Here is a 21,423-nt window from a genome sequence, read left to right as displayed (position 1 = left end):
ATTAAGTTTAATAAGAATTGATCAGGTCTAATAAATTAAATTATAGTGATCTTATTTCCTGCGGGAGTATAGATATCCCTTGTAAAAAAGTTAATCAGAAATTTTAGAAGAAAAAAGTGTAAGAATACTGAAAACCTTTCAGCTTATTCGGGTTTCTTCATATTCAGAGTATTTGAGAAATCGATAGTTCGAATAGGGAATGGGATGTTGATACCGTTTTTGTCGAAAGTTTTCTTAATCTCAATAATAGCGATGTCCTTTGCGATTAAAAAATCCTTGTTTTTGGTAGCATCGATCCAGAAACGTACCACGAAATTAATAGAACTATCCCCAAATTCGGTAAACATAAATTCTACTTCTTCATTACCGCGCGCGGGGAAATGTTCTGAAATAGTTTCAATAGTCATTTCTTTCACCCTTTCAAGGTTTGAAGAATAGGCCACGCCGCAATTAAGCATAACTCGGGAACGTTTTGTCCGGGAGAAATTTTTAAAAGGCAATTCTACAATTTTAGAATTGGGAATTATTACGTAATTATTATCCGATTGTTTTATTACAATATTTCGAAGGCTAATTTCAGTTACCTCCCCGGCATAATCGTTTGTTTCTATCCAGTCCCCAATTTGAAGCTGAGGCAAGAAACTTAATATAATTCCTGAAAATGTATTGTTTAAGGTGCCCTGCAACGCAAGACCAATAGCCAGACCTATAACACCTGCACCAGCAAGTACCGATGTAAGGATTTTGTTGAGATCCAAAATCCCCAGGGCAATAAAAAAACCGATAAGGATCACAACTATCTTGGTCACCTTAACGGTTATATGTCTAATAGAATCTTGTTTAACCCGATGGCTTAAGAGCCTGTTTAATAACTGACCGGCATATTTGGCCACGAAAATAAACACTATAAAAGTAACGATCGCAAGAAGGAAATTTGGCAAATTCAATATTATTGAATCAAGCCAACTAATCATCTTAGCAGTAATTCCTTCCAGGGATTCTTTCAGGTTAAATTCTTCTTCCAATATTTATCTATTAACTGGTTTTATGAGAATCTGTAGTTTTCATTTTCCAGGCATCTAACATCCAGCTGGTTTTTTCCAGTTCTCTTATATATGCGCCAATAAGGTCTATAGTACCTTCATCACCTGCTTTATCTGCAGTTTCCACTACAGATCGCATTTGTTTCAATAAGGTGCCATGATCTTTCAGCAAAGTTTCGATCATTTCATAATCGGTTAAATCTGCTTTAGATTCTTTAATATTCGATGCTTTCAAATAGTCGGTTAAATTGCTGGTTGGGGTATATCTTAAAGTAAGAATACGCTCAGCGATCTCATCAACCTTCAATTTAGCATCATCATATAATTCTTCAAATTTTTCGTGAAGATCAAAAAAGTTCTTTCCAATTACATTCCAGTGAAAATTTCTGAGTTTTTGATAGTATAAATGGTAATCTGCAAGTAGAACGTTTAATCCATCTACAGTTTGTTTTGTTTTTTCTTTATCGAGTCCTAAATAGCTCATAGTTTTAATTTATTGTTTTTAAAAATTCAATACAAAAATATAATAGTTTGGAGGTTCAGCCAATAAAATCAACTGATTTAATAGAAGTTTAACGAAGCTTAGTTTATTGGACGGTTATCTTTTAAGTCAAGCTTTTTCATCATCTCCTTAGAAACCTGGCCACTTGAAATGCCATAACCATCTACTAAAACGCCTTTATATCCTTTGGAGGTGGTAATTGCGTAAAGAATTGCATTATCGTCTGGGTTGCTCATGCCTTCAAAGCGAAGTACTTTGTCAACATCAAAATCTTTAATTCCAAAAGTTTCTTTTTTAGTTTTAAGTTCTATTTCTTCGTCCAGAAGGTTGAAATCGTGTTCATAGCCTTCTTCTAATTTTAATTTGTTTATCGCTTGAGAAAGCGTTCCGTAATCTTTCATCTTAAACTGTTTGATTGATTAATAATGTTAAATTACGTTTACAGGACCTGATATGCAAATTATGAATCTTGTTTAGGATAAGTTTAACTCCTGACGAAGCCTTGTTTTTAAAGGCTTAAGAGGAATTAAAAGGTTCCAGGGAATTAGGAAACTACCTTAATTATCATTCTCGTTTTTGTTGTTTCCGAAGCTAAATAGACCTAACGGAAAAACCAGCAAAAGGAAAAAATACCATCCTGATACCAGACCAACAATGGTAATGATGGCAGCAATAATATAGAACCAATAGGATTTATGGAATTTCATAATTGAAATTTGGGATTAGGGTAACAAATTTAAGAATATGAAGCGGTTTTAAAATACTAATATTAAAATTAAAATGATAAAAATGGTATATAGAAGTGCATAATATTTTAGTTTTTTGGATGGTGATCACAACAAATTATGATGCGTTTAAAATAAACCTTCAGTTTTTAGTGATAAGATTATCTCTTCCCTTTTGACCCCAGATTTTTAAAAATTTCAGTATATATTTTTTAGTATTATTTTTTCTGAATCTGTAAATTCTTTGAAAAATATTTAAGAAATCTGGGTTTAATAATTCACGAATTTATTGGATATTTGCAAATTAGCGAATTCGTTAAAAAAAAAATAAGGGAAAAGTATTCGATTACTAAGAATTCAGCAAATGAAACCAGCTTGATGTTGGGTGTAAATAATCCCTATAGTTTAAAGAGGGGTGAAATTACATGCCTGTGAAGAAATTCCCATGCAAGGATTAAGATTATAAATAGATGAAAAATAAAATAACCTTAAAGGAACTGGCGAAATTGCTTAATGTGTCGGTTTCTACCGTTTCTAAAGCTTTGCACGATAGCCCCGAAATTAGTCCTAAAACTGTTGAACGGGTTAAAGAACTGGCCAAATTACACAATTACAGGCCAAATCCGGTAGCTGTAAATTTAAAGAGCAGTAAAAGCAATACTATAGGGGTGATTATTCCTAATATTTCAAATACTTTTTTCGCCAATGTTTTATCGGGAATCGAGGCCAGGTCACAGGAAGCCGGTTTACAGGTTATTACCTATATATCTAACGAAAGTTTAGCCAGGGAACAGCAAATTGCCGAAATGTTAACTTCGGGTTTTGTAGATGGGGTGCTGATAGCCATTTCAGAAGAAACACAGCGCAAAAAAGAATACGAACATCTTTTTAACCTGGTAGATTATGACATTCCGGTTGTACTATATGATAGGACAAACCTGGATCTCCCTGTAGATAAAATTGGAATAGACGATGAGCATAGCCTTGAGGAAGCTACACGTTTATTACAAACTCGCGGTATTAAAAAAATAGGAATTGCTACCTCTATTCATCATCTTGGAGTAGGGAAGCTCAGAATTACCGGGTATAGAAATGCCTTAAAGAATGAAAATGATTTTTATATAGCAAATTCCTCCAAACCGGATATTTTAAGGGAAAAAGCCAGAAAATTGCTTGTAGAAGATAAAGTAGAAGCGATATTGTGTACCGATTTTGAAAGCACTATGCTGGTCTACCGATTGGCCTATGAAAATAAGATAAGCATTCCAAAAGACTTGAAAGTTATTGGTTTTATTAATGCCGATGTGGCTCGTTATCTAACTCCCTCTATAAGTTATGTAGACCAGTTTCCCGAACAAATAGGGGAAGAGGCAGTTGAGTTACTGGTAGATCGTATAGAAAATCGCGTAGCGGGAAAACTACCGATTAATAAGACTATACATACTAAATTGATGCATCTGGAATCTACAGGGTTTTAAGGTTTAGAAAAAAAGGATTTAAGAGTCAAGAGTTAAGAATCAAGAGTCAAAACTATTTTCAATAGTAATCAGAAAAACTATCTTTGAAAGACAAACTATACCTTTTAAATGGAAGATAAATCTTCAGAAAAAAAGATTCTTATTACCGGTGGAGCAGGTTTCATCGGTTCCCATGTAGTTCGACTTTTCGTAAATAAATATCCAGAATATCAGATCTACAATTTAGATGCTTTAACCTATGCCGGTAATCTTGAAAATATAAAGGATATCGAGGACGCCCCAAATTATCATTTTATAAAGGCCGATATTACTGATGCCGATCAAATAAAAGCATTATTTCAAAAATACCGGTTTGATAGTGTAATTCACCTTGCTGCAGAATCTCACGTAGACAGGTCTATTTCCAATCCAAAAATTTTTGTTGAGACCAATGTTACAGGCACCCTTAACCTAATGGAAGCCGCGCTGGAAATTTGGCAGGAAAATTTAGAAGATAAGTTATTTTACCATATCAGCACCGATGAAGTTTATGGTACCCTGGGCGAAACAGGATTGTTTACCGAAACCACTTCTTATTCGCCAAACTCTCCCTATTCAGCTTCCAAAGCGGCTTCAGACCATTTTGTAAGAGCTTATGGAGAGACTTATAATTTACCTTATGTGATCTCAAACTGTTCGAATAATTACGGGCCTAACCAGTTTCCTGAAAAACTTATTCCTTTATTTATCAATAATATTATAGAAAGTAAAGCTTTACCGGTTTACGGAGACGGAAAGTATACCCGGGATTGGCTTTATGTAATAGATCACGCAAAGGCTATAGATTTGGTTTTTCGCCAGGGAAAAAATAAATCGACCTACAATATCGGCGGATTTAACGAATGGCAGAACATCGATTTAATTAAGTTGTTATGTAAAATCATGGATAAAAAGCTTGATAGGAGGGAAGGTGAGTCTGAAGCGCTTATCACTTTTATAAAAGACCGCCCGGGACACGACAAACGTTATGCTATTGATGCCGGTAAAATCAATAAGGAACTTGGGTGGGAACCCTCAGTTACTTTTGAAGAAGGTTTGGCAAAGACCATAGACTGGTATCTGAAAAATCCGGATTGGATAGAAGCAGTTGTTTCGGGAAGTTACCAGGAATATTATAAAAAGCAGTATACAGGTTAAAGTTTAAACTTGCTTTTCAGTTTTCCCAAAATCCTCTTCTTATTTAGACTGCTTTTTAATCCCTCTTCATAATTTTTGCAAGCCCCGTGAAGGGGTCTTTTTATTCTTAGCTGTTCATTTTTGCTGAAAATATTATTGAAAAATTCCATTAATTTCTTGAGTTGTAAATGTTCAGGAACCTTGTTATCCCGAAAAGCCGGTTCGTTCAGTATATCAAGAAAGAGCTTTTGGTTATCATCTATCTTTTCAATATAGGCCACAACTTCTTCAAAGGTTCCAAAATCATGACAGTTGATAAAAGCTTTAGGATTGAAATCCCTGGCCACTTCCGGGTCTCCCCAATAAACAGGAATCGTATTGGTAATAAAGGCGTGCATGATCTTTTCTGTTACGTAACCAGGTGTGGAAGTATTTTCAAAAGCAATGCTAAATTTACAGGAGCTTTGGAAATTAAGTTTTGTATACATCCAATCATCGGCAAAGCGTTTCCCAATATCAAAATTTATATTATTTAGATGTTTGCCTGGGGAGGAGACCTTTTTGTATTTATTCAAGGCGTGAAAAAACTCATCCCGGGCTGGATGGGCTTCAGAATTAGCATAAATAAAATTACAGAAAATCGTTTTTTTGTGAAGATCTTCTGAAGTAAAGGTTTTGAACTGTACTAATTGCTCAAACTGATCCCGAAGAAAAGCATAATTAGGAAATCGCAAATACCTGTCATTAAATTGAAGATGGTGAAAGCCAATAGCAAAATCACACAGGTTGAAGTCAGGTACCAAATTCTCACCGGTATAAAAAATTCGCGTGCAATTAAAATTTAAAAATTCCTTGCCATGGCAGCTGTAAATAATAAAATCGGGATTTTTGGGACTAACTTCCAGTTGAAATTCTGGCTTCAGGAAATTTATTAAATAATTATCATAAGGATCAAATCCTTTATAAAAATCTATGAACCAAAGTTTTATTGTTTTTTTCATATCCGGAGATTCAGTTTCCTTCTCCAAATCTAATCAAAAAGCTTCTTTTTCGAGGTTTCAGGTATAGTTATTACTAAGTGTGATTATATATCTTAAATTGATACATTCGTAAAATAATTTAAGTATTTCTACAATTCCTGTTTTAGTTGAACTTTAAATGTCTTTAAAAAAGAAAGCTACAATAAGTCTGGTATGGACCTTCACCCAGCAATTTGGGAACCAATTAGTAGGTTTCATTGTTTCGCTGGTTCTTGCGAGAATCCTGCTTCCTGAGGAATTCGGACTTATAGGAATGATAGCTGTTGTAGTAGCTGTGGGAAATGCCCTGCTTGATGGCGGACTTACCAAATCCCTTATTCGGGATAATGAATGTGACCAGGAAGATTATTCAACGGTATTTTATTTTCATCTTATTTCCAGTTTAATAGTATATGCCGGTGTTTTTATTTCGGCACCATTCATAGCAGATTTTTATGAGGAAGGGGTTCTTATCGATATAATCAGGGTTTATTCTTTAAGCTTGGTTATAACTTCTTTTTCTGCAGTTCAGTTAGCGAGACTGACTAAACTAATGGATTTTAAAACCCAGACCTTAATAGCTATTCCGGCAGCAATTATTGGGGGAATAGTTGGGGTTTCAATGGCCTATACTGGTTATGGGGTATGGAGCCTGGTTTGGAGCAGCATTATAACTTCTATAGTGAACTCTATCCTGGTTTGGATATATTCAGGTTGGACACCAGATTTTATATTCAGTAGCGTAAAATTTAAAAAGCATTTTAATTATGGTTACAAACTCACGCTGTCTGATCTTTTAAATAGAATATTCAATAATATCTTTCTTATTGTTATCGGGAAGTATTTTTCAGCGGGGCAGGTTGGGTTTTATACAAGGGCAGAAACTATGAAACAGTTGCCTGTAAATAATATTTCAAATGCACTTAATAAAGTTAGTTTTCCATTGCTTGTTTCAATCAAAGATGATGAACTAAGGTTAAAGAGGGTTTACAAAAAGCTGATGCTGATGGTGGTTTTTGTAATTACACCGCTTCTTATTTTTTTAGCGGTGCTGGCAGAGCCAACATTTAGGTTTTTATTTACTGAAAAATGGTTGCCGGCGGTGCCTTATTTCCAGATACTTTGTGTGACAGGTATCCTTTTTCCAATTCATTCCTATAATTTAACTATTTTGAATGTAAAAGGGCGTAGCGATCTATTTCTAAAACTTGAGGTCATTAAAAAAATATTAATTGTGATAATAATTCTGCTTGCAATCCCTTTTGGGATCTTAGCTTTATTATATGGGCAGGTAATAATATCCTTATTGGCATTTTTTATCAACGCTCATTATACGAAAAAATTCATAGGGTATTCTGGCTGGCAGCAAATAAGGGATATTTTTCCAATCATTCTGATTGCTTGTTTTTCAGGCTTAATTGTATTTTTCGTCGATCAATTCGGTTTGTTAAATGAGGTAGACCTGCTTAGAATAATTGTAGGTGGAATAGTCGGGATTCTCACATATATAGGTTTTGCCTTTGTTTTTCGTTTTAATAGTCTTCCTGAACTTTATAAACTAATTTTAAAAAGATGATTTCGGTTACCAAAACATTTCTACCCCCTAAGGAGGAGTATTTTAAAATAATCCGGCAGATCTGGGGGAGTAATCAGATAGCCAATGGAGGAGAACTTTTGTTTGATTTACAACGTAAGTTAAAAGATAAGCTGGGGACATCTGATCCTATTCTTACCGCCAATGGAACAATACCGCTTCAAATTGCATTAAAAAACCTTGCTAGAAACGGAGAAGTAATTACTACACCCTTTAGTTATGTAGCTTCTACTTCCAGTATTGTTTGGGAAAACTGCAGCCCTGTGTTTGTAGACATACATCCAGACCTTTTAACTATAGATGAAACCAAAATTGAAACTGCTATTACCGAAAAAACTACTGCTATCCTGGCAACGCACGTTTTCGGGAACCCCTGCCATGTGGAGGAAATAGAAAAAATCGCAAAAAGGAATAATTTAAAAGTGATATATGATGCTGCGCATTGCTTTGGTGTGAATTATAAGGGAAACTCTCTTTTTAATTATGGCGATGTAAGTACGTGCAGTTTTCACGCTACAAAAATTTTCCACACCGGGGAAGGTGGGGCTATGTTTTGTAAAGATGAGGAGCTATATAAAAAGCTTTTTTACAGCCATAATTTTGGTCATAAAGGGGAACTGGAATTTTATGGCCTGGGAATAAATGGGAAAATGAGTGAATTACAGGCCGGGATGGGGCTGGCAGTTTTGCCCTATGTTAAAGGTCTAATTCAAACCCGAAAGCAACAGGTGAAACTTTATGATGAAACTTTGAATTTTAAAAATTTAAGGAGGATTGTAATTCGGGAGGATACAGATTGGAATTATAGTTACTATCCCATTATTTTTAAAAGTGAAGACAAGTTGTTAAAGGTTCAGAAAGCCTTAAACGATAAGAAAATTTTCCCCAGGAGGTATTTTTATCCATCTTTAAATACGTTAGATTACATTGAATTTAAAGAAATGAAAATTTCACAGGATATTTCTGAGAGAATTTTGTGCTTGCCTTTATATGCTGAACTTCAGGATCAGGAGATAGATCTGATCTCAAAAATAATAAATAAAGTACTGAGCACATCTTAATAAGTCCCTGATTCAAGGAAAAAACAATCCATGAAACCCCAAATGAGAAAGGCAGGAATAATTATTTTAGCAAACATAAAATCAGAAATAAAATGAAAGGAATTATTCTAGCCGGTGGCACAGGTTCACGCTTGTATCCACTTACCAAAAGTGTTTCAAAGCAATTACTGGCGGTCTATGATAAGCCAATGATCTACTATCCGCTATCGGTATTAATGCTAGCGGGAATCAGGGAAATTCTTATAATCTCTACTCCGGAAGATCTGCCTAATTTTCAGAAATTAATGGGCGACGGAAAAGCCTGGGGATTGGATTTGTCTTATGCTGAACAACCTGAACCCAATGGCCTGGCAGAGGCATTTATAATTGGTGAAGATTTTATTAAAAATGATGATGTGTGCCTGGTTTTAGGAGATAATATTTTCTACGGACAGGGCTTTAGCGGATTACTCGAGAATGCGGTTAAAACCTGTAAAGAATCAGGGCAGGCTACTGTCTTCGGCTATTATGTAAAAGAACCCAGACGCTATGGGGTTGTAGATTTTGATGACACCGGGAATGCGCTTAGTATAGAAGAAAAACCGAAAAACCCCAAGAGTCATTTCGCGGTAACCGGACTTTACTTTTACCCGAATTCAGTTATAGGAATTGCTAAACATTGTAAACCCAGTGCCCGGGGAGAACTGGAGATCACCAGTATTAACCAGGAATATTTAAACCGAAAAGAATTAAAAGTAGAAATTATGGGGCGCGGCTATGCCTGGCTGGATACCGGCACCCACGATTCCATGTTAGAAGCTTCAAACTTTGTGCAAACCATTGAAAAAAGACAGGGCTTAAAAATTGCCTGTCCTGAAGAGATCGCTTTTCGAAAAAAGTATATAGCTAAAGATCAATTACAGAAGCTGGCTACCGAGCTGGAGAAAAGTGAATATGGAAAGTATTTACTGAATTTGGTGAAGTAGTATGTTGTTCAGGTAAACAAGTTTTAAGTTTTTGCTATTACAAACCGGTATTCAGTTGTAGGTTTTCGGTTCCTTGTTTTTCGTTTAGGATTCGTTGTTTAGGGTTCACACAGTTAACCAATTAACGATCCACCATTAACGCATTAACTAAAAAGAACCCCTCCGTCTTTTCGTTTTAGCAAACGAAAATCCACCTCCCCTTGAAAAAAGGTGAGGAGCTTTTAATTTTACTTTAAATTGAGAGTGCAGACTGTAAAACCACGAATCCACAAATATTTTTTCCTCGTCATTGCGAGGCCGGTTTTTTAACCGGACGTGGCAATCTTTTGGTAAGAATTCCTGGTTCTTAGCTTGCTGTTTTTATGCTTAATAGAAGCAGCAAAAATGTTTTATTGAACGCATTTTTAATGGATTAGTGTTAGTTTTTTCTAATTGACCAATAACTAATAACCAATTAACGATTCACCATTAACGCATTAACTAAAAAGAAACCCTTCGTCTTTTCGTTTTAGCAAACGAAAATCCACCTCCCCTTGAAAAAAGGTGAGGAGCTTTTAATTTTACTTTAAATTGGAGCTGGCAATTGAAAGCCACGAATCCACGAATAAAATCAGACGGTATTCTGTAGCTGTTAGATTTATAAAAAAACTACTGTCTAAAGACTAAGGTCTACCGACTAAGCACCAGCGGTATAAGGGAATTGATTACCAACGCAGTTCATTGCGAAAATGGCTTTTTTTCCGGTTGTGCGTCATTGCCAGGCCGGTTTTTTAACCGAACGTGGCAATCTTTTTTATCAGTTATCTGTTCTCGGTTGTCAGTTTTTTTCGTTTTGGGTTTGTTATTTTGGGTTTCAAGGTGTTTTTATTTCTTTAAACTGAAAGGCCACGAATACATGAATATTCTTTTCCCCGTCATTGCGAGGACGGCTTTTGCCGGGCGTGGCAATCTTTTGTTTTTAGTTAATTACCATCTGTTTGGCGTTTCAATTTTATCTTTCTGATATTTTTTCGAAGCTAAAAAATGACTTGTTACTCTGGGATGAAAATACTTTTAACCAATTAACCAATCACCGATTAACTATTTTCGGATATTCCTAATTTTCACATCCTGAGTTCTCCAATTCCAGCATATTTGACAAAAAAATCTTCCATAAATAAGAACATAAAAAAATTAAATATTTAAAACCCTATTAATTCGATAGACTAATAGGAAACATTATATTTGCGGAGTATCTTTTATATTGCCAAAAAGTAAATTGTATGAAATGAGCATAACGGAAATCCGATGCAAACTCCAATGAAGATATGCGAATTGCATATAACCGTTAAAAAACAATAAATATCTACATATGAAAAACGAAATTCAGAATGAGATCTTAATGGATTACTTGGTGGCAATTGAAGCCTCTGTAAAGGCTGGGGTAGAAATAATGAAGGTCTATGAAAATGGTAATTTCCAGGTAGAACTTAAAGAAGATGATTCTCCGGTAACCCTGGCAGATAAATCGGCTAACAGCATAATTAATAAGTTTTTGAAGCCTACGGGAATTCCGATTATCAGTGAAGAAAACGAGGAAATTGCCTTTGGTGAAAGAGAAAAATGGGATAAATGCTGGATTGTAGATCCTTTAGACGGTACGAAAGAGTTTATTAAAAAAAGTGGAGAGTTTACGGTAAATATCGCACTGATAGAAGATAATAAGCCGGTGTTCGGAGTGATTTATATCCCGGTAAGTAGAGAGCTTTATTACGGAGACGTAAAGGCTGGGAAGTCTTATAAAGTTGTTGTGGATGATAAAAATAAAGTAGAGGATTTGATAAAAAACGCGGAAGAAATATTTCCGGGTAGTGTACAGCAAACTATAAATGTTGCAGGAAGCCGATCTCATATTAATAAAGAAACCCTGGGTTTTATAGATGAGATTAAAGAAAAATATGATCAGGAAGTAAATATTATCCCGAAAGGAAGTTCCCTTAAGTTTTGTTTAATGGCCGAAGGGCTTATGGATGTTTATCCCAGGTTAGGACCAACTATGGAGTGGGACACCGCCGCCGGTCATGCTATTTGTAAAGCAGTTGGGTTAACGGTACTGGATAAAGGAACCGGAAAGGAAATGCTTTATAATAGAAAGAAATTGCTGAATAACTCGTTTGTGGTTTCAAACCTTTGTTGATTTTTTTAGGAACAGTCCGAAATAAGGAAATTAGGGGGAGCAAATATTAGTTGTAAACATAGGTATTTAAAATCTCGATTATCGAGTAAAAGTAGGTTCATTGGAAGTTGTGATAAAAATGACTTTATATTATCTTCACGAAGAAGTATGATATAAATATTGGTTTCCAGCCACAAAAGTCAGAAAATAGTATGAAAAACATCACAACATTTAATTTTTCCCTGGGGAGAGAGGAGCGTAACAAATTAAACGCCCATAATTCTTTTGTGGTTTGGTTTACCGGGCTATCGGGTTCGGGAAAATCTACTCTTGCCAATATGGTAGAAAAACTACTTTATGAGCAGGAAGTGAGAACTTTTGTTTTAGATGGTGATAGTCTAAGAAGTGGACTTAATAAAGATCTGAATTTTAGTGCTAAAGAACGGGAGGAAAATCTTAGGGTAGCTGCTGAAGTCGCTAAACTTTTAGTTTCATCTGGCTCGGTTGTGCTGGCCTCTTTTATTTCCCCGCAACAAGCCAATAGGGAAACGGCGAAAGATATTATTGGAGAAGAAGATTTTATTGAAGTTTTTGTAAACACGAGTTTAGAAACTTGTGAAAAACGTGATGTAAAAGGCTTATATAAAAAAGCAAGAGCAGGAGAAATAAAGAATTTTACTGGAATTGATTCGCCATATGAAAAACCTGTAAATCCTGATATTGAAATAAACACCGAAAAAGAAAATTTAGAGGAAGCAGCTAACAGGATTATAAAACTGCTTCGAAAGAAACTTGAAATAAAGTAAAATGAGCAAGTATTATTTAAATTATTTAGATGAATTAGAATCGGAAGCGATCTATATTTTACGGGAAGTTTGGGCCCAATTTGAGAACCCGGTAATTCTATTTTCAGGAGGGAAGGATTCTATTTTGGTAACCCATCTGGCGAAAAAAGCTTTTTATCCAAGTAAAATTCCATTCGCCCTAATGCACGTAGATACCGGACATAATTTTCCGGAAACCATACAATTTAGAGATGATTTAGTTGAAAAACTAGGCGTAAAATTAATTGTTGGTTCGGTACAGGAGTCTATAAATAATGGTCGGGTTGCTGAAGAAAAAGGAAAAAACGCTACCCGAAACGCGCTTCAAATCACCACTTTACTTGATGCGATTGAAAGTAATAAAGTAGACTGTGCCATTGGCGGAGGGAGACGGGATGAAGAGAAAGCGAGAGCTAAAGAACGTTTCTTCAGTCATCGTGATGATTTTGGGCAATGGGACCCTAAAAATCAACGCCCCGAACTGTGGAATCTTTTAAACGGAAAGCATTTTGAGGGGGAGCATTTCAGGGCATTTCCTATTAGTAACTGGACCGAGATGGATGTTTGGAACTACATAAAAAGGGAAAATATCAGTATTCCATCTTTATATTTTGCACACGAGCGGGAAGTTGTTTTTAGAAACAATTCCTGGATTCCTGTTTCAGAATATCTAAAGCTTGAAGAAGGAGAAAATGTTGAAAATAAGAAAATAAGGTTTAGAACATTAGGTGATATCACCATTACCGGCGGTATAGAGTCTGATGCCGATACGCTCGGAAAAATTGTACAGGAAGTTTCCGCAATGCGTAAAACCGAAAGGGGTGACCGTTCTGATGATAAGAGGAGTGAAACAGCGATGGAGGATAGAAAGAAGCAAGGCTATTTTTAAAACGGATTTTACGGATTAGAGCGGATTACACAGATTAGTATGGACGAGGCGAATGAATTACTATATGAGGAAAAGACCTATAAAATAATAGGTGCTTGTATGAAAGTCCACAGGAATTTAGGCTCGGGATTTTTGGAGTCGGTTTATCAGGAGTCTGTAGAAAGGGAATTAACAAAACAAGCTGTTGAATTTAATAGACAAGTACGACTACAGCTAACCTATGATGGTCAACCTTTAAAGAAATATTTTATAGCTGATTTTGTATGTTTTCAAGAGATAATTATAGAAATAAAAGCAGCCTCTTTTTTAAACAAAATCATGGAGACTCAAACCATAAATTATTTGAAATCTACCGGATTACCAGTCGGTTTGCTGATAAATTTTGGACAGCAAAGTTTAACCTGGAAAAGATTTATTAATACCAAATCTGCGTAATCAATAAAAATCCGTGTAATAATGAGAGCCAATCCGCGTAATCAATTAAAATCTGTGTAATATAGATCACGGAAAGGAAGAAAATTAAAGAATAAATTGAAATGATAATAGATAATAATCAACTACTAAGATTCACCACAGCAGGTTCTGTAGACGACGGGAAGAGCACTTTAATAGGTAGACTTTTATTCGACTCAAAATCCATTTTTGAAGATCAATTGGAATCTGTAAGCAATACCAGTGCTAAAAAAGGGCACGACGGAGTAGACCTGGCACTATTTACAGATGGTTTGAAGGATGAAAGGGAGCAGGGAATCACTATCGATGTGGCATACCGGTATTTTACCACGCCAAAACGTAAATTTATTATCGCTGATACCCCGGGGCATATTCAATACACCCGCAATATGGTTACCGGTGCTTCAACGGCTAATGCTGCAGTTATTCTGATTGACGCGCGTCACGGGGTGATAGAGCAAACCAAGCGGCATTCTTTTATCGCATCCTTACTAAATATTCCGCATCTTATTGTGTGTATCAATAAAATGGATCTGGTAGATTTTTCTGAAGAAGTTTATAACGGTATAGTTACCCAGTTTGAAGAATTTTCTTCTAAACTTTTAATGAAGGATGTTCGCTTTATTCCAATTAGTGCGCTGTTGGGGGATAATGTGGTAAATCGTTCAAAAAATACAAACTGGTACCAGGATGGGACTTTACTAAGCACCCTGGAAACGCTACATATTAGTAGCGATATTAATAAGATAGATGCGAGGTTCCCGGTGCAAACCGTATTACGACCTCAAAGCGAGGAGAACAGGGATTACCGGGGATATGCCGGAAGAGTAGCCAGCGGAATTTACCGTGTTGGTGATGAAGTAGCGGTTCTTCCTTCAGGATTTCAGTCAAAAATCAAGTCGATAAATGCCGGAGAGCAGGAAGTGCAGGAGGCCTATGCGCCAATGAGTATTTCCATGACCCTTGAAGATGATATTGATGTAAGTCGGGGTGATATGATTGTAAGAAAAAACAATCAACCGGAAATGGAGCAGGAATTTGATGTGATGTTATGCTGGTTAGCCAATGATGCCGCCAAACCCCGGGCGAAATATACCATTGTGCACACTTCCCACGAAGAGCGGGCAATAATTAAAGAGGTAGTCTATAAAATGGATATCAATACTTTTGAAAGAGATAGTGAGAATTCTAATTTAAGTATGAACGATATTGGTAGGGTGAAAATCAGAACCACCCGCAGAATGATGTTAGATGCCTATAGGGATAACCGTAATACCGGTAGTATTATCCTTATAGATGAAAGTACAAATGAAACCGTTGCAGCGGGGATGGTGGTTTAGGATTTCTCGGTTGTCGGTTTTCAGTTTTTCGTTTAGGGTTTGTTGTTTGTGGTTTCAAAGTTTGATGTTTGGTGGTTGCCTTTAGGGTCGTCATTGCGAGGACGGCCCAAGCCGGACGCGGCAATCTTTTCTTATCAGTTCTCAGTTCTCCGTTCTCTGTTGTCAGTTTTTCCTTTTACGTCAGTTCGAGTGGCGGTATTTGAGCCTGAGCGAAAATAACGCTGTATCGAGAACCTTAGAAGTTCGAACTGCATTGCACTTCTCGATACACCCCGACTAACGTCGTGCCATCGAAGTGACGTAACGTCATAGCGAGACCATAGAAAAAAAAATCTAGCGTAGGAATATTACGTTCTAAAAAAACGTCAATAGTAGGATGGCCTAAGCCGGACGTGGCAATCTTATATTATTAGTTAATTACCATTATCTAATTAACTAATCACGATTAACGATTTAACTAATAACAAACCCCTCCGTCTTTTCGTTTTGCAAACTAACACCCACTCTCAAATTGGAGGAGGAGCTATTTATAGAAAGTAGGTTTTATTAAATGGCATTTCAAGTTTTGCTTTTTCAGCTCGTCATCCTGAACCTGCCCGTGTCCGTTCAGGCTGGTTTATTTCATAGCCTGCTCCGAAATTTACCCGGAGATCCAAGTTGTTGATAATCCAAACAGTTTAGAAGCTGAAACAATCAGCTTGGCGAAAACAGAATTTTTTTGACCTGAGTTAGAATAGCAGGGTCAAATATAAAAACTCTCCATACCACAATTAAAATGATTCTTAACGTTTTTAAAGCTTTAAGGTTTCTTTAGCAATAGCCCAATAAAGAAATTCTATCTTTGCGGCTGTTAAAAATTTGGGAATTAGTTAACTGGTGATTGGTTAATTCTTTAAATAAAAAACTCAGAAGGAAAGAAAATATTCAAAGAAAACTTTTCATAAAAAAGTGAGAAATCGTCGCAAATCGTATTTCCTCTAATGAAATATTTTAACAAATTTCACGGGATAAACAGGTCAGGATGAAAATAGATAGAGAAATAAAGAAGAAGTTAGAAAACAAGAAAGTTTTAGTTACCGGTGGCGCAGGTTTTATAGGTTCAAATCTTTGTGAAACCCTTCTTAGTCTTGACGCCAGTGTAATTTGCCTGGATAATTTTGCCACTGGGCATAGATACAATCTTGATGCTTTCAAAGACCACGAGAATTTCCAGTTAATTGAAGGAGATATCCGTAACCTGGATATCTGCCATAAGGCGTGTAAAAATGTAGATTACGTATTACACGAGGCGGCTTTAGGTTCCGTGCCAAGATCTCTTGCCGATCCTATTACCAGTAACGAAGTAAATATCTCCGGGTTTTTGAATATGTTGGTTGCTGCGCGAGATGCAGGAGTAAAACGCTTTGTCTATGCGGCAAGTTCTTCTACTTATGGAGATTCAGAAAAACTTCCTAAAGTTGAAGACGAAATAGGGAAACCGCTTTCCCCTTATGCTATCACCAAGTATGTAAATGAATTATATGCAGATATCTTTCAGGATGCTTACAAATTGGATACTATCGGATTAAGATATTTTAATGTTTTCGGAAGAAAACAGGATCCAAATGGGGCTTATGCGGCTGTTATCCCGAAATTTGTAATGCAATTTATGAAGCACGAAAGTCCGGTGATTAATGGAGATGGTACCTACTCCCGTGATTTTACCTATATCGATAATGTAATTCAAATGAATTTACGTGCCCTGATCACGGAAAATCAAGAGGCGGTTAATGAGGTGTATAATACAGCAGTGGGCGACAGAACTAACTTGGTGGAACTTACCCAATTATTAAAAAAGCACCTTTCAGAGTTTGACCCGGAAATTGCAAATGTAGAAGTAAAACATGGCCCGAATAGAGCAGGTGATATTCCTCATTCTTTAGCTTCAGTTGAAAAAGCTAAAAATTTATTGGGATATGAGCCAAGTCATCGAATTGATGATGGTCTGAAGGAAGCTGTTGAATGGTACTGGGAGAATCTTCGTTGAGTTGGAGTAGAGGAGAAAAGGGGATGAGGAGATCTGGAGAAGAGGAGACTCTGGAGAGATTTGGTGAAAAGGAGATTTGGAGTAAAGGTGACTGGGAGAAGGGAGACGAGGAGAAGAGGAGATATTTCAAAATAGCGGCTTAAAACAATAATGAAACATGGCTAAAATAGAAACTCATAAGGATTTAAGGGTGTATCAGCTGTCTTTTGAAGCAGGGATGGATGTTTTTAGACTCTCTAAATTGTTTCCCAGGGAAGAATTATACTCTCTAACCGACCAAATTCGTAGATCATCAAGATCTGTTTCTGGAAATTTAGCTGAAGCCTGGAGAAAGCGAAAGTATCCGAAATCTTTCGTGTCTAAATTAGTTGATTGTGAAGGTGAAGCAGCTGAAACTCAGGTTTGGCTGGATTATGCTCTTGCTTGCGAATATATTGTATATCCGCTAAGTGATCCAAAAGACAAAATTGAAATAAAGTGTCACGTCGAGCGCAGTCGAGACGTTTTTGTTTAACCCTTCGACTGGGCTCAGGGTGACAAAAACTGTTTTAGGTTTCTAAAAGGATAAGCATATAAATATATTGATGAAGAACAACATAAACCAATTTATGAAAAATATGATTCCATTTTAGGAATGTTGGTTAACATGAGAATTAACCCATCTAAATGGACTTTATAATATAGAGTTTAAAGCAAAATATAAAATGAATTACCAAGAAAATAAATCTCAGCCCTCCGGTTCCACGGTCTCTGGCTCCCCAACTCCCTAAGGCTCCAGGTTCCCAGGTCAGACTAAAAGGAAGATTAAATAAATGAATAAAACAGAAAAATGAATACTCCAAATAATAAAGAAAATTGCCCCAGCCTCCAAGTCCCCGGCTCCCCAGGTACGCAGAGCTCCAAATCCCCCAGTTTCCAAGGCACCTCTTCCCTCTCGAAGAGAATCGCAGTAATAGGCTTAGGATACGTAGGTCTTCCTTTAGCAAGATTATTCGCCACTAAATATCCCGTAGTCGGCTTCGATATAAACCATGCAAGGATTAAAGAGTTGATGAGCGGTCACGATGCCACCTTAGAGGTAGAGGATGATATTCTACAGTCAGCTCTAGTGGATAAAAAAGCATTGACTAAAGGCAAAGGCTTGTTTTGTTCTGCAGATTTGGAAGATATCGAAGACTGTAATTATTATATTATTACGGTGCCTACTCCGGTAGATAAAAACAACAGGCCAGATCTTACTCCGCTTTATAAAAGCAGCGAAACCGTTGCTAAAGTACTTAAGAAAGGGGATGTTGTGATTTATGAATCTACGGTTTACCCCGGCGTAACTGAGGACGAATGCGTGCCGGTTTTAGAAAAACATAGTGGCCTTGTATTCAACGAAGATTTCTTTGTGGGATATTCTCCGGAAAGAATTAATCCGGGAGACAAAGAACATACTGTAGATAAGATTTTAAAGGTTACTGCGGGCTCAACTCCTGAAATCGGGAAGAAGGTAAATGATCTATACGCCGAAGTAATTACCGCAGGAACACATTTGGCTCCTACCATTAAAGTTGCTGAAGCTGCTAAAGTTATAGAAAATTCACAAAGGGATATTAATATCGCCTTTGTAAATGAGCTGGCTAAGATCTTTAATATGATGGGTATAGATACCCAGGATGTTTTAGAAGCTGCCGGAACAAAATGGAATTTCCTTCCGTTTAAGCCAGGCCTGGTTGGCGGACATTGTATAGGCGTAGACCCTTATTACCTTGCTCAAAAGGCCCAGGAAATAGGTTATCATCCCGAAATTATCCTTGCTGGTAGAAGAATGAACGACTCTATGGGGCAATATGTCGCTTCAGAAGTAGTTAAACTAATGTTGCAAAATGACCAGAAGGTCAAAAACGCAAATATTCTTGTATTGGGAATTACCTTTAAAGAGAATTGTCCCGATGTTAGAAATACTAAGGTGGTAGATGTTATTAAGAACCTAAAGGAATATGGAACCAACGTGACTATTTACGACCCACTTGCGAAACCGGAGGAGGTAGAGCACGAATATGGTTTAAAAACAAGTAAAGAGCTTCCGAAAGAAAAGTTTGATGCGGTTGTTTTAGCGGTTGCTCATAAAGAATTCCTCGAAATGGACCTCGATCAGTTAAAAAATGGGAATACCGTTGTTTATGATGTGAAGGGAGTGCTTGGGGATAGGTGTGATAAAAAGTTGTAGTCCGTTAATTCGGGATTCGGGATTCGTTAATTCGGGATTGGTGAATTGGTTAATTGGGGATTGGAGATTAGTTAATTAGTAATTTGAGAATGGTTAATTAGGGAATAGGATTGGTGATTAGTAAACTGATGATTTTTTGATTAAATTCAAAATTATCATTAAATCGTCATGCTGAACTTGTTTCAGCATCAAACATGACAGGTGTTAATGTTCGACTTAGACCCTGAAACAGGTTCAGGGTGGCGTTTAGAAAATAAAATATGATTTATTGCTAATTTCTATGAAATAATATATATCATAAGGATGATTCTGAAATTAATACAAAGTTTGAAAGAGTAATGAAGTAACGAAGTGATGCTGTGATGAAGTAACCAAGTAAAAATTGGCTCCGTTACTCCATCACAAGGTCACTGCGTTACATATAACAAGCAGATTCACTGTTTTAATAAACCATTACTTGATCAAAAAATAGAATATAAACATGACAAGAATTAAAAACATATGCTGCATCGGCGCAGGTTACGTAGGTGGACCAACAATGGCGGTAATCGCCCAGAAATGTCCTGAGATAAATGTAACAGTTGTAGATATTAATGAACAAAGAATTGCTGCCTGGAATGATGAGAATGTAGAAAATATTCCGATTTATGAACCCGGTTTGTCTGAAGTAGTTAAAGAAGCCCGTGATAGAAACCTGTTTTTTTCTACTGACGTAGACTCGGCTATAGATAAGGCCGATATGATCTTTATTTCGGTGAATACGCCTACCAAAACTTACGGGATAGGAAAAGGAATGGCAGCCGATTTAAAGTATATCGAACTTTGTGCCCGCCAGATCGCAAGGGTTTCAAAAACAGATAAGATTGTAGTAGAGAAATCTACCCTCCCGGTTCGTACTGCAGAAGCTTTAAAGAATATTTTGGATAACACTGGGAACGGAGTTAATTATCAAATCCTTTCCAATCCGGAATTTCTGGCAGAAGGTACTGCGGTAGATGATTTAATGGTGCCGGATAGGGTGTTAATTGGGGGTGACTTAGATACTAAAGAGGGAAAAGAAGCGGTAAACGCATTGGTGGATATATATGCCCATTGGATTCCACGAGAACGCTTATTAACTACTAATGTATGGTCCTCAGAATTGTCTAAGCTAACCGCCAATGCATTTTTAGCGCAACGGGTTTCCAGTATAAATGCGATGAGTGAACTATGCGAAAAAACCGGGGCCGATGTAAATGAAGTCTCTAAAGCCGTAGGCATGGACTCCAGGATAGGACCAAAATTCTTAAAATCCTCTGTTGGATTTGGAGGCTCTTGTTTTCAAAAGGATATTCTGAACCTGGTTTATATCTCGAAATCCTTCGGATTAAATGAGGTAGCCGATTACTGGGAGCAGGTGATTCTGATGAATGACCATCAAAAAAGAAGATTTGCGGCAAAAATAGTTCAAACTCTTTTTAATACCGTTTCAGGTAAGAAAATCGCTTTATTAGGCTGGGCATTTAAAAAAGATACAAATGATACCCGGGAATCTGCCGCTATTTATGTGGCAGACTATTTATTAAATGAACAGGCAGAAATTGTAATCTATGATCCTAAGGTAAAAACCGAGCAGATATATGCCGACCTCGATTATCTAAACAGCCGTTCTTCAGAAGAAAACCGTAGCAGGGTGAAAGTGGTAAATACCCCTTACGAGGCCACAAAAGATTCCCATGCAGTAGCTGTATTGACCGAATGGGATGAGTTTAAAGATTTAGACTGGCAAAAAATATATGATGAAATGCTAAAACCGGCTTTTCTTTTTGATGGTAGAAGGTTACTTGAGAGAGAAACAAAGGAAGCAATTGGGTTTGAGTTTTATGCGATTGGAAGCTAAGGAGATTTAGTACCGACGAGGTTTAATAAGGTTATTAGCTGGTAAATATTTTTCCATTAAACGCTTATAAAATTAAACTAACTACCTTATTTTATTTTTA

At 36.7% G+C, this 21,423-nt stretch carries 20 protein-coding genes and 1 pseudogene; 16 read left to right on the top strand and 5 right to left on the bottom strand.

Going from position 1 to position 21,423, the window contains the following annotated elements:
- Positions 1–143: 143 nt before the first annotated feature.
- The 4 genes from LB467_RS05340 to LB467_RS05325 all read right to left on the bottom strand — a co-directional run bounded on the left by LB467_RS05340 (position 144) and on the right by LB467_RS05325 (position 2,252).
- Entirely contained in the window at positions 144–1,025 is an 882-nt protein-coding gene (locus LB467_RS05340; protein WP_224472992.1) for a mechanosensitive ion channel family protein, read from the bottom strand.
- A 10-nt stretch (positions 1,026–1,035) separates the two neighbouring features.
- Positions 1,036–1,527: a Dps family protein gene (locus LB467_RS05335; protein WP_224472991.1), complete on the bottom strand. Its 492-nt coding sequence runs from the start codon at positions 1,525–1,527 to the stop codon at positions 1,036–1,038.
- 98 nt (positions 1,528–1,625) lie between these two features.
- The gene (locus tag LB467_RS05330) at positions 1,626–1,946 is read right to left on the bottom strand and encodes a phosphoribosylpyrophosphate synthetase (protein WP_224472990.1); all 321 of its coding nucleotides are present in this window, start codon (positions 1,944–1,946) and stop codon (positions 1,626–1,628) included.
- Positions 1,947–2,102: 156 nt separating this feature from the next.
- Entirely contained in the window at positions 2,103–2,252 is a 150-nt protein-coding gene (locus tag LB467_RS05325; RefSeq protein ID WP_224472989.1) for a hypothetical protein, read from the bottom strand.
- 488 nt (positions 2,253–2,740) lie between these two features.
- On the opposite strand from LB467_RS05325, the gene LB467_RS05320 reads away from it, so the two are divergent.
- Together LB467_RS05320 and rfbB are read left to right on the top strand one after the other, a co-directional pair.
- Positions 2,741–3,748, top strand: a complete 1,008-nt coding sequence (locus LB467_RS05320; RefSeq protein ID WP_224472988.1) for a LacI family DNA-binding transcriptional regulator — start codon at positions 2,741–2,743, stop codon at positions 3,746–3,748.
- 108 nt (positions 3,749–3,856) lie between these two features.
- Positions 3,857–4,924 (top strand): dTDP-glucose 4,6-dehydratase, encoded by a 1,068-nt coding sequence (gene rfbB / locus LB467_RS05315; RefSeq protein ID WP_224472987.1) that lies wholly within the window; start codon positions 3,857–3,859, stop codon positions 4,922–4,924.
- On the opposite strand, the gene LB467_RS05310 is transcribed toward rfbB, so the two are convergent.
- Positions 4,921–5,904, bottom strand: coding sequence for a glycosyltransferase family 10 domain-containing protein (locus LB467_RS05310; protein WP_224472986.1), 984 nt, complete (start codon positions 5,902–5,904; stop codon positions 4,921–4,923). The genes rfbB and LB467_RS05310 overlap by 4 nt on opposite strands.
- A gap of 157 nt (positions 5,905–6,061) precedes the next feature.
- Here LB467_RS05310 and LB467_RS05305 point away from each other — a divergent pair, with 157 nt between their 5' ends.
- The 14 genes and pseudogenes from LB467_RS05305 (at position 6,062) to LB467_RS05240 (ending at position 21,323) form a co-directional block, all read left to right on the top strand.
- Positions 6,062–7,498: a lipopolysaccharide biosynthesis protein gene (locus LB467_RS05305; RefSeq protein ID WP_224472985.1), complete on the top strand. Its 1,437-nt coding sequence runs from the start codon at positions 6,062–6,064 to the stop codon at positions 7,496–7,498.
- A complete protein-coding gene (locus LB467_RS05300; protein ID WP_224472984.1) occupies positions 7,495–8,577 on the top strand; it encodes a DegT/DnrJ/EryC1/StrS family aminotransferase in 1,083 nt (360 codons plus the stop codon). The genes LB467_RS05305 and LB467_RS05300 overlap by 4 nt, the downstream gene beginning before the upstream one ends.
- A gap of 92 nt (positions 8,578–8,669) precedes the next feature.
- On the top strand, positions 8,670–9,542 hold the full coding sequence (rfbA, locus tag LB467_RS05295) for a glucose-1-phosphate thymidylyltransferase RfbA (RefSeq protein ID WP_224472983.1): 873 nt from the start codon (positions 8,670–8,672) through the stop codon (positions 9,540–9,542).
- A gap of 1,351 nt (positions 9,543–10,893) precedes the next feature.
- Positions 10,894–11,718 carry a 3'(2'),5'-bisphosphate nucleotidase CysQ gene (gene cysQ / locus LB467_RS05290; RefSeq protein ID WP_224472982.1) on the top strand — a complete coding sequence of 275 codons (825 nt, stop codon included), beginning with the start codon at positions 10,894–10,896 and terminating at the stop codon, positions 11,716–11,718.
- A gap of 85 nt (positions 11,719–11,803) precedes the next feature.
- Positions 11,804–11,869, top strand: a pseudogene (locus LB467_RS19425) (DUF2061 domain-containing protein); the annotation flags it as partial.
- 40 nt (positions 11,870–11,909) lie between these two features.
- Positions 11,910–12,503 (top strand): adenylyl-sulfate kinase, encoded by a 594-nt coding sequence (gene cysC, locus LB467_RS05280; RefSeq protein ID WP_224472981.1) that lies wholly within the window; start codon positions 11,910–11,912, stop codon positions 12,501–12,503.
- Between the two features lies 1 nt (position 12,504).
- The gene (gene cysD / locus LB467_RS05275; RefSeq protein ID WP_224472980.1) at positions 12,505–13,410 is read left to right on the top strand and encodes a sulfate adenylyltransferase subunit CysD; all 906 of its coding nucleotides are present in this window, start codon (positions 12,505–12,507) and stop codon (positions 13,408–13,410) included.
- 39 nt (positions 13,411–13,449) lie between these two features.
- On the top strand, positions 13,450–13,845 hold the full coding sequence (locus LB467_RS05270) for a GxxExxY protein (protein ID WP_224472979.1): 396 nt from the start codon (positions 13,450–13,452) through the stop codon (positions 13,843–13,845).
- Between the two features lie 101 nt (positions 13,846–13,946).
- Positions 13,947–15,203 carry a sulfate adenylyltransferase subunit 1 gene (locus tag LB467_RS05265; RefSeq protein WP_224472978.1) on the top strand — a complete coding sequence of 419 codons (1,257 nt, stop codon included), beginning with the start codon at positions 13,947–13,949 and terminating at the stop codon, positions 15,201–15,203.
- A 1,021-nt stretch (positions 15,204–16,224) separates the two neighbouring features.
- Entirely contained in the window at positions 16,225–17,229 is a 1,005-nt protein-coding gene (locus LB467_RS05260) for an SDR family oxidoreductase (RefSeq protein ID WP_224472977.1), read from the top strand.
- A complete protein-coding gene (locus LB467_RS05255) occupies positions 17,205–17,372 on the top strand; it encodes a hypothetical protein (RefSeq protein ID WP_224472976.1) in 168 nt (55 codons plus the stop codon). Before LB467_RS05260 ends, LB467_RS05255 begins: the two co-directional genes overlap by 25 nt.
- A 14-nt stretch (positions 17,373–17,386) precedes the next feature.
- Positions 17,387–17,743, top strand: coding sequence for a four helix bundle protein (locus LB467_RS05250; protein WP_224472975.1), 357 nt, complete (start codon positions 17,387–17,389; stop codon positions 17,741–17,743).
- A 315-nt stretch (positions 17,744–18,058) separates the two neighbouring features.
- Positions 18,059–19,444: a nucleotide sugar dehydrogenase gene (locus tag LB467_RS05245; protein ID WP_224472974.1), complete on the top strand. Its 1,386-nt coding sequence runs from the start codon at positions 18,059–18,061 to the stop codon at positions 19,442–19,444.
- A gap of 481 nt (positions 19,445–19,925) precedes the next feature.
- Entirely contained in the window at positions 19,926–21,323 is a 1,398-nt protein-coding gene (locus LB467_RS05240; protein WP_224472973.1) for a UDP-glucose 6-dehydrogenase, read from the top strand.
- Positions 21,324–21,423 lie beyond the last annotated feature (100 nt).

This window comes from Salegentibacter tibetensis, assembly GCF_020164485.1.
Taxonomy (GTDB): domain Bacteria; phylum Bacteroidota; class Bacteroidia; order Flavobacteriales; family Flavobacteriaceae; genus Salegentibacter; species Salegentibacter tibetensis.
The sequence above is the reverse complement of the archived record's forward strand: the minus strand, read 5'-3'. Positions and strand labels throughout refer to the sequence as shown.